Source organism: Herbaspirillum sp. 1173 (genome assembly GCF_031455335.1).
Classification (GTDB): Bacteria; Pseudomonadota; Gammaproteobacteria; order Burkholderiales; family Burkholderiaceae_D; genus Herbaspirillum; species Herbaspirillum huttiense.
Genome location: NZ_JAVDSP010000006.1, coordinates 235,285 through 251,537 on the forward strand (window position 1 = coordinate 235,285; position 16,253 = coordinate 251,537).

The following is a 16,253-nucleotide window of genomic DNA, read 5'->3' on the forward strand; positions in this document are numbered from 1 at the left end:
AGCTCGTAAAAAGAAAAGGGCGGCCGCTGATTCTACAGCGCCGCCCTGGTCGGGGAGTTCGGACAGCCGTCTCTTACTTGGCTGCCGCCAGCTTCACATCGGGCGCACCCGGCACGCGCAGCATGGCCATGCGATGCTGCATGTCGGCGGCCACGGTGCGGAAGCGCTGCAACTGCGGGCCGGTCAGGGCCTGGTTGTTGGGCACCTCCACCGACAGCGGATTGCGCGGCTGGTTGTTGACGCGGAACTCGTAGTGCAGGTGCGGGCCGGTGGCCCAGCCGGTCATGCCGACGAAACCGATCACGTCATTCTGGCTGACCTTCATGCCCTTCTTGATGTTGGGCGCGAAGCGGCTCATGTGGCCGTAGGCGGTGGAGTAGCCGCTCCAGTGCTTGATGACGACGATGTTGCCGTAGCCATTCTGCTGGCCCACGAAATCGACTACGCCATCGGCGGCTGCATGGATGGGCGTGCCGGTCGGTGCGGCGAAGTCCACGCCGGTATGCTGCTTCCACTGCCCCAGGATCGGGTGCAGGCGCATCGAGAAACCGGAAGAGATACGGGTGAAGGCCAGGGGCGACTTCAGGAACGCCTTCTTGAGCGACTTGCCATCGAAGGCGTAATAGCCGCCACCGCCGGTCTTGCTGGCCGGGTCGCTGAACCAGACAGCCTGGTAGCGGTTGCCGGCATTGTCGAATTCACCGGCCAGCACGCGGCCGGTGCGCACCAGGTCGCCATTCTGGTAGAAGGTCTCGTAGACCACGTTGAAACGGTCGCCACGGCGCAGGTCGGAGGCGAAGTTGATGTTGGTGGCGAACATGTCCACCAGCTGCATGGCGACCGCATCGGGGATCTGCGCGTTGTCCGTGGCGGCGAAGAGCGAGGAGAAGATGGTGCCGGCACGCATTTCCACGCGGCGCTCCAGCACGGCGGGCTGGGCTTCGGCGGTGAGCTTGCCGTCATGGCGCGCGATCACCAGGTTCTTGGGCGTGTCGCTGCCGTCGTCGAGGGTGGCGGAAAGCTTGATGAGCTCGCCGTTGTCATCGGTCTGGGCCACGACGCGCTTGCCGGCGCGCAACTGCATCACGGTGCGCGCCAGGGTATCGGACTTGATGAAGGCGGTGGCCTCATCGTCATCCACACCGAGGCGGTTGAGCAGGGTGGCCAGGGTGTCGCCGCTGCGGACCTTCTCTTCGTTGACGTAATACTGCGAACGCTCTTCCAGTGCACTGATCTGCTGTTGCAGGTCGGGCAGGGCCAGCTCCTTGGAAATCGGGTTCACCGGGGCATCGCGCAGGTCAGGCTCGGCCGGGGCGAAGCCGGCGGCACCGATGGTGAAGGCGGCCAGGAACAGGGCGCTGGCGCCGATGATGCGGGTCTTGGGCGAGGAAGCGGCGACTTTGTGGTGGCAGGACTGCAACGCGGAGAAGCACAGGGACGAGACGTGCTTGAGTTTATCTTGTGGGAACATGCAAACCGAATACGTTAAAATCTGACGTTTCCGTGGCGGATGGCGGGTGATGGCTGCAATGCGGCGTTTCCTGTCCCCCCGCCGTGTTGCGCCCGCGTAACATCGCCTACGGGTCGAGAACGTTTTCCTGCTGCTGAGCTTCTGAGGCCGCGTCCTGGCGCTGTGCAGAAAAAACGAAAGTCGGAATTATAGCAACACGATTTAGCGGTCCTGTCCTACAAAAGCCAATTTTTTAGTTATATCGATGAACGCCGACCAGTCCACCTCCGCCGCCGCTGCCCAAGCAGCTCCTTCCCGCCTGCCCCTCACCGACCAGGTGCAGGAAGCGCTGGCCATCACCAAGCGCGGCATCGATGAGCTGCTCATCGAAAGCGAATTCGCGCAAAAGCTGGCGCGCGCCGAGCAAAGCGGCCAGCCGCTGCGCATCAAGCTGGGCCTGGACCCGACCGCGCCCGACCTGCACCTGGGCCACACCGTGGTCCTGAACAAGATGCGCCAGCTGCAGAACCTGGGCCATCAGGTGATCTTCCTGATCGGCGATTTCACCTCCATGATCGGCGACCCGTCCGGCCGCAATGCGACGCGCCCGCCGCTGTCGCGCGAGCAGATCGAGATCAACGCCAAGACCTATTTCGCCCAGGCCAGCCTGGTGCTGGACCCAAGCAAGACCGAGATCCGCTACAACTCCGAATGGTGCGATGCCCTGGGCAGCCGCGGCATGATCCAGCTGGCCTCGCGCTACACGGTGGCGCGCATGATGGAGCGCGATGACTTCACCAAGCGCTTCAAGGAAGGCACGCCGATTTCGGTGCATGAATTCCTCTACCCGTTGATGCAGGGTTATGACTCGGTGGCCCTGAAGTCGGATCTGGAGCTGGGCGGCACCGACCAGAAATTCAACCTGCTGGTGGGCCGCGAACTGCAGAAGGATTTCGGCCAGGAGCCGCAGTGCATCCTGACCATGCCGCTGCTGGAAGGCCTGGACGGCGTGGAAAAGATGTCCAAGTCCAAGGGCAATTACATCGGCATCACCGAGCCGGCCAACACCATGTTCGCCAAGGTGATGAGCATTTCCGACGTGATGATGTGGCGCTACTACGACCTGCTGTCGTTCCGTTCGATGGCCGAGATCGCTGGCTACAAGGCCGAGGTCGAGGCCGGCAAGAACCCGCGCGACATCAAGGTGGCGCTGGCTCAGGAAATCGTCGCCCGCTTCCACTCGCAGCAGGCCGCGGAAGATGCGCTGGCCGACTTCGTGAACCGCTCCAAGGGCGGCATCCCGGACGATATCCCGGAAGTCTCGCTGTCGGGCGCGCCGCTGGGCATCGGCCAGCTGTTGAAGCAAGCCAACCTGTGCGCCTCCACTTCGGAAGCGCTGCGCATGGTGGAGCAGGGCGGTGTGCGCATCGACGGCACCGTCATCAGCGACAAGGGCCTGAAGGTCGAGGCCGGCCAGTGCGTGGTGCAAGTGGGCAAGCGCAAGTTCGCCCGCGTCACCCTGGCGTAAGCTGGAACGCGCATGATCGCCCTCTTGCAGCGGGCCAGCCAGGCCTCGGTGGTGGTGGATGGCCAGACGCTGGGCAGCATCGGCACCGGGCTCATGGTGCTGGTCTGCGCCGAGCGCCATGACACCCCGGCCGAAGCCGATGCCCTCTTGAAGAAGCTGCTGGCCTATCGCGTCTTCAGCGACGAGGCCGGCAAGATGAACCGCAGCGTTGCCGACGTGCAAGGCGGCTTGCTGCTGATCCCGCAATTCACGCTGGCGGCCGATACCAATTCAGGCACGCGCCCGTCCTTCACCCCGGCGGCGGCACCGGAACTGGGACGTCAACTGTTCGACCACTTCGTGGCCCAGGCGCGTGCGCGCCATGGCGAGGAAAGGGTGGGGACAGGGCGCTTCGGAGCCGATATGAAGGTGTCGCTCACCAACGACGGTCCGGTGACCTTCTGGCTGCAGGTCAAGCCCAAGGCACCGGTTGCCGATATGAACGTTACTGAATAAAACCGAGCCCGGCATTGAAGCCGGGCGGCGCGTCCCCAAATGGATTCGTAATGCGTGTTGCATGTGGCCTTACTTTTAGGAGGTGATATGAAATTCTGGAGCGATTCTTTCAAGGACGGTGCCACCATCCCGGGCGAATTCGCCTTTGCGGTGATGGATCCCAAGACGCACGTGGCCCTTTCTGCCAATCGCAATCCGCACTTCGCCTGGAGCGATCTGCCGGCCGGCACCAAGTCGCTGGCACTGGTGGTGCATGATCCCGACGTGCCTTCGCGCGGCGATGATGTGAACCAGGAAGGCAAGACCGTGCCGCTGGAGCTGCCGCGTGTGGATTTCTATCACTGGACGCTGGTGGACATTCCGGCGGGCGTGAGCGAAATCAAGGCCGGCCAGTTCAGCAACGGGGTGACCGCGCGCGGCAAGCCGGGACCGGCGGTGCTGGGCGATGTGATGCCGGGCGCGCGCCAAGGCATCAACGATTACACCGGCTGGTTCGCCGGCGACGGCGACATGCGCGGCGACTACTTCGGCTATGACGGCCCCTGCCCGCCGTGGAACGATGCGCTGGTGCACCGCTACATCTTCACGCTGTACGCGCTGGACGTGGAACAGCTGCCCGTGGCCGGCAACCTGGAAGGTTCGGTGGTGGTCACTGCGCTGCGCGACCATGTGCTGGATCAGGCGTCCCTCACCGGCCTCTACACCCTCAACCCCAACGCGGTACCGCGTAGCTGACCTGACTGCACTGCATGACCGACATCCTGCTGATCCGCCACGGCGAAACCGACTGGAACGTGGACAAGCGCCTGCAAGGGCATATCGACATCGGCTTGAATGAAGCCGGCCAGCGCCAGGTCCTGGCGCTGGGCGAGGCGCTGGCGGGGGAGGGCATCGATGCCGTCTTCGCCAGCGACCTGCAGCGTGCGCGCGATACGGCGCAGGCCGTGGCCGGGCCAGCGGGATTGACGGTGCAGATCGATGCGGGTTTGCGCGAGCGCTGCTACGGCGGCTTCGAGGGCTTGCGCCATACCGAGATCGAAGCGCGCTATCCGGAGGCGTATCGCCAGTGGAAGGCGCGCGAGCCGGACTTCCGCTATCCCGCCGGCGAGCGCATCGCCGAGACCATGCGCGAATTCTATGAACGTTCGGTGGCGGCCGTGCAGCGCGTGCTGGCTTCGGGCCGCTATCGCAAGGTGGCCATCGTCACCCATGGCGGCGTGCTGGAGTGCGTGCATCACTGGGCCAGCCAGACTTCCTTCGCCCAGCCACGCAGCTTTGACATCTTCAACGCCAGCGTCAATCGACTGCACTGGGATGGCGAACGTGCCCACATCCGCTCCTGGGGCGAGATCGGGCATCTCCAGCGGGAGACGCTGGATGAGGTGGATCGCTGATCATTCATTGCCTTGAGGTAATCAGCAGGGTGGCAGGAAGGCATTTGGCCTGCCGTTTTTCCTGTGCAGTGATATTTGATATTGGCATTTCTTCAACAATCTCCGCTGCCCAATAAATAATCAGCCCCAAAGATGTAACCGCGCCCGATTCTTGTTGGGCGAGGCAGGCAATCGCGCTAAAATAGCGCCCTTCCCCGTATCTCCCCCTATCCACGTCGTGAACATTGGGCCCTATTCCCTGCGCAACAACGTGTTCGTCGCCCCCATGGCGGGTGTGACCGACCGTCCGTTCCGCCAGCTGTGCAAGCAGCTGGGGGCGGGCTATGCCGTCTCGGAAATGGCCGCGTCCGATCCGCGCCTGTGGCAGAGCGAGAAGACCTCGCGCCGCATCAACCACGATGGCGAGATGGAACCCAAGGCGGTGCAGATCGCCGGGGCCGATCCCGTCATGCTGGCCGATTGCGCGAAGTACAACGTCGAGCGCGGGGCGCAGATCATCGACATCAACATGGGCTGCCCGGTCAAGAAGGTCTGCAACAGCTGGTGCGGTTCGGCCCTGCTGCAGGACGAGGAACTGGTGGCGCGCATCCTGGACGCGGTGGTCTCGGCGGTGGATGTGCCGGTGACCCTGAAATTCCGCACCGGCTGGAACCGCGCCAACAAGAACGCCCTCAAGATTGCCGCCCGGGCCGAGGCCGCCGGTATCGCCATGCTGACCCTGCACGGCCGCACCCGCGCCGACGGTTACAGCGGTGAAGCCGAGTACGAGACCATCGCCGCCGTGAAGGCTGCCGTGAAGATCCCGGTGGTGGCCAATGGCGACATCACTACGCCCGAGAAGGCGCGCGAAGTCTTGCGCCTGACCGGGGCCGACGCCGTCATGGTCGGCCGTGCCGCCCAGGGACGGCCGTGGATCTTCCGCGAGATCGATCACTTCCTGCGCACCGGCGAGCACCTGCCGGCACCGCTGGTGACCGAGGTGGAGCACCTCATGGATGAGCACCTGCAAGCCCACTACGCTTTTTATGGCGACTACCTGGGCGTGCGCACGGCACGCAAGCATATCGGCTGGTATGTGCGCGACCTGCCGGGCGGCGAGACCTTCCGCCGCAGCATGAACCGCATCGAAGACTGCGGCCAGCAGTTGCAGGCGGTGCGGCAGTTCTTTGCCGAGCAGGCCGTGCATGGCGATCGCCTGCAATACGGACTGGCCGACGAGGTAGCCCTGGCCGCCTGAAGCAACACCGCAGGACGGCAGGACAGCACGACAGGACAACAAGGGTATCGGATGCGCTGGCGCAAGCAGCAACAGCGGGCGCAATTGATCAACAACACGGCATCGCCACGCACCATCGCGCCCGCGGGAAAACGGCGCATTCAGGTTTGCGGGGTGACACCGACAAGAACAGAAGCAGCAGAGCAATGAGCAAAGAAAGTATTGAGGATGTCGTCAAGAAGAGCCTGGAAAAATATTTCCGGGATCTGGGTGAACAGCTACCGACCAATGTCTACGACATGGTGCTGGCCACGGTCGAAAAACCGGTCTTCGAGACCGTGATGGCGCGCGCCGAGGGCAACCAGTCCCAGGCCGCCGAGATCCTCGGCATCAACCGCAACACGCTGCGCAAGAAGCTGCAGCAGCACGGCCTGCTGTAGCCGCCAGCGGCCTTGCCGGCGCGCCAGGGCGGGCGCCGGGAGGGTGCGCGGGTGCAGCTTCCTTCCACGGTTTTTCAGGTTTCCTTTTCCTTACCAGTCTTGCCTACCATGATCAAACAAGCACTCATTTCCGTATCCGACAAGGCAGGCGTGCTCGACTTCGCGCGCGCACTGTCCGCCATGGGCGTCAACATCCTGTCCACCGGTGGCACCGCCAAGCTGCTGGCCGACAATGGCGTGCCGGTCACCGAAGTGGCCGACTACACCGGTTTCCCGGAAATGCTGGATGGCCGCGTGAAGACGCTGCATCCCAAGGTCCATGGCGGCATCCTGGCCCGTCGCGATTTCCCCGAGCACGTCGCTGCGCTGGAACAGCACGGCATCCCCACCATCGACATGGTGGTGGTGAACCTGTACCCGTTCCAGCAGACCGTGGCCAAGGATGAATGCTCGCTGGAAGACGCGATCGAAAACATCGACATCGGCGGCCCGGCCATGCTGCGTTCCTCGGCCAAGAACCACAAGGACGTGATCGTCATCTGCGATCCCACCGATTATGAAGGCGTGCTGGCCGAGCTGAAGTCCGGTGGCGACCTGCCCTACGAAAAGCGCTTCGCGCTGGCCAAGAAGGTCTTCGCCCATACCGCGCAATACGATGGCGCCATCACCAATTACTTCACCGCCCTGGGTGAAGACAAGCAGCACAGCACCCGCAGCGCCTACCCCGCGACCCTGAACCTTCATTTCGAGAAGGTCCAGGACATGCGCTACGGCGAGAACCCGCACCAGAGCGCTGCCTTCTACCGCGACATCAAGAAGGTCGATGGCGCCCTGGCCAACTACACCCAGCTGCAAGGCAAGGAACTGTCCTTCAACAACATCGCCGATGCCGATGCTGCCTGGGAATGCGTCAAGAGCTTCGACCCGGCCACGGAAGCAGCCTGCGTCATCATCAAGCACGCCAACCCCTGCGGCGTGGCCATCGGTGCCCACCCGCTGGAAGCCTACAGCAAGGCCCTGCAGACCGACCCGACCTCGGCCTTCGGCGGCATCATCGCCTTCAACCGCGAAGTGGACGCCGCAGCGGCCGAAGCTGTGGCCAAGCAATTCCTGGAAGTGCTGATCGCTCCGTCCTTCAGCGCTGAAGCCAAGCAGATCTTCGCTGCCAAGCAGAACGTGCGCCTGCTGGAAATCCCGCTGGGCACCGGTCTGAATGGCTACGACTTCAAGCGTGTCGGCGGTGGCCTGCTGGTGCAGTCGCCGGACGCCAAGAACGTGCTGCTGGCCGATGTAAAGGTGGTCAGCAAGAAGCAGCCGACCCAGCAGCAATTGCAGGATCTGATGTTCGCCTGGCGCGTGGCCAAGTTCGTCAAGTCCAATGCCATCGTCTTCTGCGGCAATGGCATGACCTTGGGCGTCGGTGCCGGCCAGATGAGCCGTATCGATTCCGCCCGCATCGCCTCCATCAAGGCGCAGAATGCCGGCCTGACCCTGGCCGGTTCGGCCGTGGCGTCGGATGCCTTCTTCCCGTTCCGCGATGGCCTGGATGTGGTGGTCGATGCCGGTGCCACCTGCGTCATCCATCCGGGTGGCTCCATGCGCGACCAGGAAGTCATCGATGCGGCCAATGAGCGCGATGTCGTGATGCTGCTGACCGGGACGCGTCACTTCCGTCACTGATCGCTGCCAGATCCGACGAAAACGCCCGGCTTCATGCCGGGCGTTTTTGTTGGTGCTTCGTGTGCCGCAGTGCGCAGGGCTCAGCTGTTCTCGCTGATCATTCCTTCATGGATGGCAATGCGCGTCAAGGCCGCCTCAAACCGCTGCCGCGATTCCGAGGTCAGTTGCTGCAGATATTGATGCAACTGTGCGTCAGCCACGTTGCGGTTGGCGCATTGCGCGCTGTAGCGCTCGAACTGCGAGAGCTGCATCAGCAATTCCGCCACGTGGCGCGGGCACTCGCAGGCCACCGTGGTGGACTGGTTGGCAAAGGCGATCAATTCATTGTCATCCCAGCGGCGCGGCGGCAGCGCCTTGTCGCCTGCCTCTTCATCGCGCGCCGGTGACGACAGTGCCGCCAGGCCGCGCAGCCATTGCAGGATCACCACATCGGGCTGCGGCGCACGCAGCAGGCTGATGCCCACCGCCGCCAGCGTCTCGCACACGGCTTCGCTGGCAAATCCATACAGCACCGCCATCGGCAGCCCGCTCAGCGCCGGTGCCGAACTCTCCAGCGCGCCCAGCCAGCCGGCGTGCAACTGCGGCTCGTGCAGCAGCAGGGCATCCACTTCTTCACGCTTCAAGGCCATGGCCGCCTGTTCGATGGTCTCGAACGGGCCCAGCAACTGCAGCGGACGCCCCAGGCGCTGCAGCAGGCCGGGTTTGTCCAGGCGCTGCGCCAGGGTGGAGCCGATCACGGCCAGCCGCCATTGCCCCTGCACCGCTTCCGGTGGCGTCGGGCGGGCTGCGTGCAGTTCGGCGTGGGTGGCCGCCACTTGCTGCAGCTGATCCATATCCAGTCCGGCCAGGCTGCCGATGGCGTGGCCCAGTTCGGTCAACTGCCGGATCAGCGCCAGGCGCCGCACATCGGCTTCCGAATACAGGCGCTGGCCGCTCGGTGACAGCTGGCCGTGGGTCAGTGCATAGCGGCGCTCCCACACCCGCAGCGTGGCCACCGGCATGCGCAGCATGCGCGCCACCGCGCCAGTGCGGCGCAAGGCTTCGCCAGCAGGTTTGTCGGCCGCAAGGGCCGGGGAAGGGGTCGATTGCGCAAGGCTCATGATGGGCTCCGGTGAATCATGTTTGACACAGATTATAGACGCTAATTTGGCGTCATGAGTCAAGTGTGACGCATTTATTCAGTACAATCCTGAGTCATGAAACAGAAAAGCCAAGTCGCCGGACATCGCGGCAACAAGGCGCACTTGCCCAGCAAGCCCTGCGCCGTGTGCGGCCTGCCCATGACCTGGCGGCGCGCCTGGGCCAAGAACTGGGACGAGGTCAAATACTGTTCCGAAGCCTGCCGCCGCAAGCGCGCCCACCCTGGCCTTTGAGGAGTCGAGCCATGTATCGCAAACATCAATTCGACCTGGTGCTGGAGTCCCCTTCCCCGGAAGACGCACCCGCTGCATCCACCGCCCCTGCTGCTGGCGCTGCGGTTCCCGCACCACGACCGCTGGCGCTGCTGCCCTTGCTGCCGACCCTGGCCGCCGCGCGCGAGCGCATCGCCGCCGTGCGTCCCGGTGCTTATGCCCGCACCCGCAATAGTCTTGACGGTGCCGTGACGGGCTTGTCGCCCTATCTCACGCACGGCTTCGTCAGCCTGCGCGAGGTGCTGGCAGGCGTGTGCAGCCGCCAGGCTCTGGATGTGCAGCACAAGTTCGTCTATGAGCTGGGCTGGCGTGCCTTCTATCGCTACGTGTGGGCCAGGCGCGGGGCGCGCATCTTCGATTCGCTGCACGCCGGCCCGCTGCCGGAGTCGGCCTATGCGCGCGAACTACCGGCCGATATCCGCGAAGCTGCCACCGGCCTGCCGGTGATCGACCAGGCCGTGCGCACCCTGTATGCCACCGGCACCCTGCACAATCACGCGCGCATGTGGCTGGCCAGCTATGTGGTGCATCTGCGCAAGGTGCATTGGCGTGCGGGGGCGGACTGGATGGTCGGGCATCTGCTGGATGGCGACCTGGCCAGCAATCACCTGAGCTGGCAGTGGGTGGCCGGGACCGGCAGCCACAAGCCTTATCTGTTCAATGCCGAGAACGTGGCCAAGTACGCCCCGGCCGAATGGCACAGCCCGGGCACCGTGGTAGACACCTCATATGAAGTATTGGGCGAAATCGCCCTCAATCCCGACCCGGTGGCCACCGAACCCGCCCAGCGCGCGCGGGAACGCTGCAAGGAGCCGGCCCTGCTGCCAGTGCCACCTGAACATTTGGGCAGTGTGACCCCGGAGGCGGAAGCGGTAGCCGGACGGGATGTCTGGCTGGTCCATCCGTGGAGCCTTGGCGAGTTGCCCGCCGATCTGCCGGCTGACACTGTGGTGGTGGGACTGTATCTGTCGGACTTCCATCTGCTCTGGCCCTGGGATCAGCGCCGCTGGGATTTCATCGGTAAGCGCATGCGCGAATTGACATCGCTGTGCTGGCATGGCGATGCCGCCACTGTCGGCCGTGCGCTGAAGTCTGCCCGCAGCGTGCGTTGTGTGGCCGATCCGCATCTGGCCCCCTGGCTGCCGCTGTGGGCGCAATGCGTGGCAGCACCGGAACTGTTCCCGGTGGTCGACAAGCCCAGCGACCTGTTCACCCAGTGGTGGCGGCGCAGCACGCAAGGCCTGCAGAGCGCCGCCGAGCTGTTGGCGCGCACCGAGCGCAAGGAGCGGCGCGATGGCGGAGCCTGACCCTCGTCCGTCAAAGGAAGAGATTACCGTGCTGTATGACGGTGCCTGTCCGCTGTGCCGGCGCGAGATCGGCGTGTACCAGCGCGGCGCGGAGGATGCCCCGCTGCGCTTTTGCGATATCAGCCGCGCGGATGTGCCCGCCACAGAGCTTCCTGCGGGCATGACGCGCGAGCAGTTGCTGGCGCGCTTTCATGTGCGTCGTGCCGATGGCGTGGTCTTCAGCGGTGCCGAAGCCTTCGTGAAGTTGTGGGCCACCTTGCCGGGATGGCGCTGGCTGGCCCGGCTGGCGCGTCTGCCCGGCATGCTGTGGCTGATGGAGCGCAGCTATCGCGGCTTCCTGCACGTGCGTCCGGCCGTGCAACGGCTGGTGGTGCGGCTCGAACGCCGCCAGGACCGAGGCTGACATGAGCGTTGGCCTGGTCTGGTTCAAGCGCGACCTGCGCTTGCGCGATCACGCGGCGCTGGCCGAGGCCGCGCGGTGTGAGCGTGCGTTTGCGGTCTTCATCATCGAGCCTGCATGGCTGCAGAGTTTTGAATGCGATCCGCGTCATGTGGATTTCCTGTTGCGTTCCCTCGCCCCCTTGCAGATCGAATTGAAGCAACGCGGCCTGCCTTTGCTTCTGCGCATTGGTGAGGCAGTGCAGGTATTGGAATCCCTGCGTCGCGAATGGGGCGTGACCCATCTCTTCAGCCACGAAGAAACCGGCCCTGCCTGGAGCTATGCCCGCGATATTTCGGTGAACCGCTGGAGCCGCATCCAGGGCGTGCAGTGGCAGGAGTTTCCGCAAACCGGCGTGGTGCGCCGCCTGCGCAGCCGCGATGGCTGGGCCGTGCGCTGGGTGCAGCGCATGGAAGCAGCGCAGATTGCCAATCCTGTCGGCTTTCGTGCACCGCAAGGGATGCAGCCCGACAAGCTGCCCACATTGACCGCACTGGGTTTGCCCGAGGTACGCCTGCAACCGCCCGCTGGCGAGGCAGCGGCATGGGATACGCTGCGCGCCTTCCTCGGCGGCGGCGGGCGCGATTACCGGCGCGGCATGTCCAGTCCGTTGACCGCACCCGACGCCTGCAGCCGGCTCAGCGCGCATCTGGCCTTCGGCACCATTTCCATGCGCAGCGTGCATCAGGCTACCGAGCTGGCCATCGAGCACACGGCCGACCGCGAACTGGCCTACGGCCTGCGCGGTTTCTCCAGCCGCCTGCGCTGGCATTGCCACTTCATGCAGAAGCTGGAAGACCAGCCCGATATCGAATGGCGCAATGTGGCGCGTTCGCTCGATGGCTTGCGTCCGGGCGATGGCGGTCCGTGGGGCGTGGAGGCGCAAGCGCGTTTCGATGCCTGGTGCGAAGGCCGTACCGGCTATCCCATGATCGATGCCTGCATGCGCCAGCTGTGCGCTACCGGCTGGCTCAACTTCCGCATGCGCGCCATGCTGGTCAGCTTTGCCGCCTATCACCTGTGGCTGCACTGGCGTGCGCCGGGGCTGTTCCTGGCGCGGCAGTTCCTGGATTTTGAGCCGGGCATCCACTGGAGCCAGATGCAGATGCAATCCGGCACCACCGGCATCAATACCTTGCGCATCTATTCGCCAGCCAAGCAGGCGCGCGATCATGATCCGCTGGGCGAGTACGTGCGGCGCTGGGTGCCGGAAGTCGGCACGGCCGCTTATCCCGACCCCATCGTCGATGAGAAGACGGCGCTCAAGCAGGCCAAGGATGCCCTCTACGGCCAGCGCAGCAGCAGTACCGCGCGGGCGGAAGCCGATGCCATCCAGGACAAGCACGGCTCGCGCAAGAGTGGCCTGCCCTCGACCACCCAGCGCCGCCCGCGCCAGAAAACCGCGGATCCGGGGCAGGGCGTCTTGTTCTGACACGGGTTGCCCGCCTGATCGGTTAGACTGGCGGGCATGAAAATCCTCGGTATCGACCCTGGCTTGCGCACCACCGGTTTCGGGGTCATCCACAAGCAGGGCAACACGCTCTCCTATATCGCTTCCGGCACCATCAAGACGCCGGACGGCGACTTGCCTTCACGCCTGAAGGTGATCCTGGCCAGCGTCGGCGAAGTGGTGAAGTCCTATGCACCGGACTGCGCGGCCATCGAAAAAGTGTTCGTCAACGTCAATCCGCAATCCACCCTGCTGCTGGGGCAGGCGCGTGGCGCGGCCATTTGCGCGCTGGTGGCCGCCGACCTGGCGGTAGCCGAATACACGGCCTTGCAGGTCAAGCAAGCTGTGGCCGGCCATGGACGCGCCCAGAAGGCGCAGGTGCAGGAGATGGTGGCGCGGCTGCTGAAGCTGCCCGGCCTGCCGGGTACCGATGCCGCCGATGCGCTGGGCGTGGCGATCTGCCATGCGCATGGGGGGGGAGTCTTGTCGGACCTCGGCGCGCTGGCCCCGGCGCTGGCGCGCAAGGGCATCCGCATGCGCGGCGGGCGTCTGGTCGGTTAGTGCTTTTTCTTGAAGAGCGACAGCACGCGCTGCGCCAGCTTCACCACCACCAGCACCACTGCCCCGGCGACTACGCCGAAGAGGGTATTCAAGACCGCCGGGGTGATCGCCCCGAGGACCGGTCCAACTACGGCGACACCCTCCACCGCTTGCGATGCCGCCTCGATGGCGTGATGCGCGAAGGGCAGGCCGTGGGTCAGGATGCCGCCGCCGACCATGAACATGGCAATCGTCCCGATCACTGACAGGCTGCGCATCATCTTCGGTGCGGCCGCCAGCACCGCCCGGCCGATACCGGCCTTGAAGCGTCCCCAGGCGCTTGCGCCCGCATGCTGCACCAGATAGAGGCCACCGTCATCAAGCTTGACGATGCCGGCCACCAGCCCATACACGCCCGCCGTCATGATCAGTGCGATGCCGACCAGTACCGTGATCTGCTGCTGCAGCGGCGCACCGGCAACGGTACCCAGGGTGATGGCGATGATCTCGGCCGAGAGGATGAAGTCGGTGCGCACGGCATCCTTGATCTTTTCCTGCTCGTAGACCAGCGGATCGACGTCCTCCGCCGCCTTGGCCGCGACTTCATGATGCTCGTCATCGTGCGGAAGATACTTGTGCGCCAGTTTCTCGAAGCCTTCGAAGCAGAGGAAAGCGCCGCCCAGCATCAGCAGCGGCGTCACCGCCCAGGGGATGAAGGCGCTGATGGCCAGTGCCGCCGGTACCAGGATGGCCTTGTTCTTCAACGACCCCTTGGCGACCGCCCGGACCACGGGCAATTCCCGCTCGGCGCGCACGCCCGCGACCTGCTGGGCATTGAGGGCCAGGTCGTCGCCGAGCACGCCGGCCGTCTTCTTGGCGGCCACCTTGGTCATCAGGGAAACGTCATCGAGCACGGTGGCGATGTCGTCAATCAATGCAAAAAAGGCGCTACCGGCCATGTTTTTCCTTTGTCTTCATCTCTGAGGGGGGGCTTGGATACTGTTTATCCGAACAGTGCTGTATCATCGCGGGATTATCACAGAAGCTGCCTCCCACGCACATCCCTGACGCCATGATCGGTCGCCTCTCCGGAATTCTTCTAGAAAAAATCCCCCCGAACCTGCTGGTCGACTGCCAGGGCGTCGGTTACGAAGTGGCCGTGCCCATGAGCACCTACTACAACCTGCCGGGCCTGGGCGAGAAGGTCACGCTGCTGACCCATCTGGCCATCCGCGAGGACGCGCACATCCTGTTCGGTTTTGGGACCGCCGAAGAACGCAATACGTTCAAGGAGCTCATCAAGATTTCCGGCGTGGGCGCGCGCACGGCACTGTCGATCCTCTCCGGCATGTCGGTGGCCGACCTGGCCCAGGCCGTGACCCTGCAGGAAGCCGGCCGTCTGACCCGCGTGCCCGGCATCGGCAAGAAGACCGCCGAACGCCTGCTGCTGGAACTGAAGGGCAAGCTCGGTGCCGATCTTGGCGCGGTGGCCGGCGTGGTCCACAGCGACGCCTCGGCCGACATCCTCAATGCCCTGCTGGCGCTGGGCTATTCGGACAAGGAAGCGACCCTGGCCATGAAGCAGGTGCCCAAGGACAGCAGCGTCTCGGACGGCATCAAGCTGGCCCTGAAGGCGCTCTCCAAGGGCTGAGCCCGGCCAGACAAGGATTAGAGCATGAGCATCCAGACCGACGATTTCTCCGAGCAGCGCATCATCTCCGCCACCCCGGCCTCGGCCAACGAGGAAGCCATCGAGCGCGCCCTGCGGCCCAAGCAGCTGGACGAATACGTCGGCCAGGAAAAGGTGCGCGCCCAGCTCGAAATCTTCATTTCGGCCGCCCGCAAGCGTGGCGAGCCGCTCGACCACACCTTGCTGTTCGGCCCGCCCGGCCTGGGCAAGACCACCATGGCCCACATCATCGCCCGCGAAATGGGCGTGAACCTGCGCCAGACCTCGGGCCCCGTGCTGGAGCGCGCGGGCGACCTGGCCGCGCTGCTGACCAATCTCGAAGCCAATGACGTGCTCTTCATCGACGAGATCCACCGCATGTCGCCGGTGGTGGAGGAAATCCTCTACCCGGCACTGGAGGATTATCAGATCGACATCATGATCGGCGAAGGCCCGGCCGCCCGTTCGGTGCGTCTGGACCTGCAGCCTTTCACGCTGGTGGGGGCGACCACCCGTGCCGGCATGCTGACCAATCCGCTGCGCGACCGCTTCGGCATCGTCGCCCGGCTGGAGTTCTATACTCCGCCCGAGCTGGCCCGCATCGTCACGCGTAGCGCCGGCTTGCTCAATGCCCCCATCGTCGAGGAAGGCGCGCTGGAAATCGCCCGCCGCAGCCGTGGTACCCCGCGTATCGCCAACCGCCTGCTGCGCCGCGTGCGCGACTATGCCGAGGTCAAGGGGGAGGGGCGCATCACCCGCGAGATGGCCGATGCCGCTCTGGTGATGCTGGACGTGGACCCGGTCGGCTTCGACCTGATGGACCGCAAGCTGCTGGAGGCCGTGCTCTTCAAGTTCGGCGGTGGGCCGGTCGGGCTGGACAACCTGGCGGCGGCCATCGGTGAAGAACGCGACACCATCGAAGACGTGCTGGAGCCCTACCTGATCCAGCAAGGCTACCTGCAGCGCACCCCGCGCGGGCGCATCGCCACGGGGCTGGCCTATCAGCATTTCGGCGTGACCGCGCCGCAAACCGGTCCGAACGGTGAACTCTGGGGCGCATGAGCTCTGCCATTCTCAAGCTGGACAGGACTGTTGCAGCCATTGAAAAACAGCATGACGCGGAGCAGGTCAATCTGATGAAATTTTTGTCAGATCTCGTATAAAAGCGAGTTTTTGCTTGTGCAAAAATTAATCGTCATCGACAATGGATAGCTATTCACTATCTTTCGATGT

The 16,253-nt window shown here is 64.5% G+C and carries 17 protein-coding genes; 14 read left to right on the plus strand and 3 right to left on the minus strand.

What is annotated here, in order from left to right; genetic code table 11:
- Positions 1–73: 73 nt before the first annotated feature.
- Positions 74–1,471, minus strand: a complete 1,398-nt coding sequence (locus tag J2X56_RS19545) for a M23 family metallopeptidase (RefSeq protein WP_034341584.1) — start codon at positions 1,469–1,471, stop codon at positions 74–76.
- 244 nt (positions 1,472–1,715) lie between these two features.
- Between J2X56_RS19545 and tyrS the strand changes: the two genes are divergently transcribed.
- From tyrS to purH, 7 genes are all read left to right on the plus strand, one after another.
- Positions 1,716–2,978, plus strand: coding sequence for a tyrosine--tRNA ligase (gene tyrS / locus J2X56_RS19550; protein WP_121042632.1), 1,263 nt, complete (start codon positions 1,716–1,718; stop codon positions 2,976–2,978).
- A 12-nt stretch (positions 2,979–2,990) separates the two neighbouring features.
- Positions 2,991–3,473, plus strand: coding sequence for a D-aminoacyl-tRNA deacylase (dtd, locus tag J2X56_RS19555; protein WP_134135656.1), 483 nt, complete (start codon positions 2,991–2,993; stop codon positions 3,471–3,473).
- Positions 3,474–3,560: 87 nt separating this feature from the next.
- Positions 3,561–4,208 (plus strand): YbhB/YbcL family Raf kinase inhibitor-like protein, encoded by a 648-nt coding sequence (locus J2X56_RS19560; protein ID WP_209568185.1) that lies wholly within the window; start codon positions 3,561–3,563, stop codon positions 4,206–4,208.
- Between the two features lie 14 nt (positions 4,209–4,222).
- Complete coding sequence (locus J2X56_RS19565; protein ID WP_121042637.1) at positions 4,223–4,867, plus strand: histidine phosphatase family protein; 645 nt, start codon at positions 4,223–4,225, stop codon at positions 4,865–4,867.
- A 217-nt stretch (positions 4,868–5,084) separates the two neighbouring features.
- Complete coding sequence (gene dusB / locus J2X56_RS19570; RefSeq protein ID WP_121042639.1) at positions 5,085–6,104, plus strand: tRNA dihydrouridine synthase DusB; 1,020 nt, start codon at positions 5,085–5,087, stop codon at positions 6,102–6,104.
- A 185-nt stretch (positions 6,105–6,289) separates the two neighbouring features.
- A complete protein-coding gene (locus J2X56_RS19575; protein ID WP_006463627.1) occupies positions 6,290–6,523 on the plus strand; it encodes a Fis family transcriptional regulator in 234 nt (77 codons plus the stop codon).
- A gap of 108 nt (positions 6,524–6,631) precedes the next feature.
- Positions 6,632–8,203, plus strand: a complete 1,572-nt coding sequence (gene purH / locus J2X56_RS19580) for a bifunctional phosphoribosylaminoimidazolecarboxamide formyltransferase/IMP cyclohydrolase (protein WP_034341574.1) — start codon at positions 6,632–6,634, stop codon at positions 8,201–8,203.
- An 80-nt stretch (positions 8,204–8,283) separates the two neighbouring features.
- On the opposite strand, the gene J2X56_RS19585 is transcribed toward purH, so the two are convergent.
- Complete coding sequence (locus J2X56_RS19585) at positions 8,284–9,303, minus strand: MerR family transcriptional regulator (RefSeq protein ID WP_134135655.1); 1,020 nt, start codon at positions 9,301–9,303, stop codon at positions 8,284–8,286.
- 96 nt (positions 9,304–9,399) lie between these two features.
- On the opposite strand from J2X56_RS19585, the gene J2X56_RS19590 reads away from it, so the two are divergent.
- The 5 genes from J2X56_RS19590 to ruvC are packed head-to-tail and all read left to right on the plus strand — an operon-like array spanning position 9,400 to position 13,372.
- Positions 9,400–9,576, plus strand: coding sequence for a DUF2256 domain-containing protein (locus tag J2X56_RS19590; RefSeq protein ID WP_134135654.1), 177 nt, complete (start codon positions 9,400–9,402; stop codon positions 9,574–9,576).
- A gap of 11 nt (positions 9,577–9,587) precedes the next feature.
- Positions 9,588–10,922, plus strand: coding sequence for an FAD-binding domain-containing protein (locus tag J2X56_RS19595; protein WP_310161872.1), 1,335 nt, complete (start codon positions 9,588–9,590; stop codon positions 10,920–10,922).
- Positions 10,909–11,325, plus strand: coding sequence for a thiol-disulfide oxidoreductase DCC family protein (locus tag J2X56_RS19600; RefSeq protein WP_121042647.1), 417 nt, complete (start codon positions 10,909–10,911; stop codon positions 11,323–11,325). The genes J2X56_RS19595 and J2X56_RS19600 overlap by 14 nt, the downstream gene beginning before the upstream one ends.
- Position 11,326: 1 nt before the next feature.
- Positions 11,327–12,793, plus strand: a complete 1,467-nt coding sequence (locus tag J2X56_RS19605; RefSeq protein ID WP_121042649.1) for an FAD-binding domain-containing protein — start codon at positions 11,327–11,329, stop codon at positions 12,791–12,793.
- 36 nt (positions 12,794–12,829) lie between these two features.
- Positions 12,830–13,372, plus strand: coding sequence for a crossover junction endodeoxyribonuclease RuvC (gene ruvC / locus J2X56_RS19610; RefSeq protein ID WP_034341567.1), 543 nt, complete (start codon positions 12,830–12,832; stop codon positions 13,370–13,372).
- Here the strand turns inward: ruvC and J2X56_RS19615 are convergent.
- Positions 13,369–14,310: a DUF808 domain-containing protein gene (locus J2X56_RS19615; protein ID WP_310161881.1), complete on the minus strand. Its 942-nt coding sequence runs from the start codon at positions 14,308–14,310 to the stop codon at positions 13,369–13,371. The genes ruvC and J2X56_RS19615 overlap by 4 nt on opposite strands.
- Before the next feature lie 113 nt (positions 14,311–14,423).
- Here J2X56_RS19615 and ruvA point away from each other — a divergent pair, with 113 nt between their 5' ends.
- Together ruvA and ruvB are read left to right on the plus strand one after the other, a co-directional pair.
- Positions 14,424–15,002 (plus strand): Holliday junction branch migration protein RuvA, encoded by a 579-nt coding sequence (gene ruvA / locus J2X56_RS19620; protein ID WP_034341563.1) that lies wholly within the window; start codon positions 14,424–14,426, stop codon positions 15,000–15,002.
- Between the two features lie 24 nt (positions 15,003–15,026).
- On the plus strand, positions 15,027–16,082 hold the full coding sequence (ruvB, locus tag J2X56_RS19625; protein WP_034341561.1) for a Holliday junction branch migration DNA helicase RuvB: 1,056 nt from the start codon (positions 15,027–15,029) through the stop codon (positions 16,080–16,082).
- Positions 16,083–16,253 lie beyond the last annotated feature (171 nt).

Coding starts and splice junctions, on each gene's coding strand:
- J2X56_RS19545 (WP_034341584.1), bottom strand. CDS start 1,471: ATGTTCCCACAAGATAAACTCAAGCACGTCTCGTCCCTGTGCTTCTCC.
- tyrS (WP_121042632.1), top strand. CDS start 1,716: ATGAACGCCGACCAGTCCACCTCCGCCGCCGCTGCCCAAGCAGCTCCT.
- dtd (WP_134135656.1), top strand. CDS start 2,991: ATGATCGCCCTCTTGCAGCGGGCCAGCCAGGCCTCGGTGGTGGTGGAT.
- J2X56_RS19560 (WP_209568185.1), top strand. CDS start 3,561: ATGAAATTCTGGAGCGATTCTTTCAAGGACGGTGCCACCATCCCGGGC.
- J2X56_RS19565 (WP_121042637.1), top strand. CDS start 4,223: ATGACCGACATCCTGCTGATCCGCCACGGCGAAACCGACTGGAACGTG.
- J2X56_RS19575 (WP_006463627.1), top strand. CDS start 6,290: ATGAGCAAAGAAAGTATTGAGGATGTCGTCAAGAAGAGCCTGGAAAAA.
- purH (WP_034341574.1), top strand. CDS start 6,632: ATGATCAAACAAGCACTCATTTCCGTATCCGACAAGGCAGGCGTGCTC.
- J2X56_RS19585 (WP_134135655.1), bottom strand. CDS start 9,303: ATGAGCCTTGCGCAATCGACCCCTTCCCCGGCCCTTGCGGCCGACAAA.
- J2X56_RS19590 (WP_134135654.1), top strand. CDS start 9,400: ATGAAACAGAAAAGCCAAGTCGCCGGACATCGCGGCAACAAGGCGCAC.
- J2X56_RS19595 (WP_310161872.1), top strand. CDS start 9,588: ATGTATCGCAAACATCAATTCGACCTGGTGCTGGAGTCCCCTTCCCCG.
- J2X56_RS19600 (WP_121042647.1), top strand. CDS start 10,909: ATGGCGGAGCCTGACCCTCGTCCGTCAAAGGAAGAGATTACCGTGCTG.
- J2X56_RS19605 (WP_121042649.1), top strand. CDS start 11,327: ATGAGCGTTGGCCTGGTCTGGTTCAAGCGCGACCTGCGCTTGCGCGAT.
- ruvC (WP_034341567.1), top strand. CDS start 12,830: ATGAAAATCCTCGGTATCGACCCTGGCTTGCGCACCACCGGTTTCGGG.
- J2X56_RS19615 (WP_310161881.1), bottom strand. CDS start 14,310: ATGGCCGGTAGCGCCTTTTTTGCATTGATTGACGACATCGCCACCGTG.
- ruvA (WP_034341563.1), top strand. CDS start 14,424: ATGATCGGTCGCCTCTCCGGAATTCTTCTAGAAAAAATCCCCCCGAAC.
- ruvB (WP_034341561.1), top strand. CDS start 15,027: ATGAGCATCCAGACCGACGATTTCTCCGAGCAGCGCATCATCTCCGCC.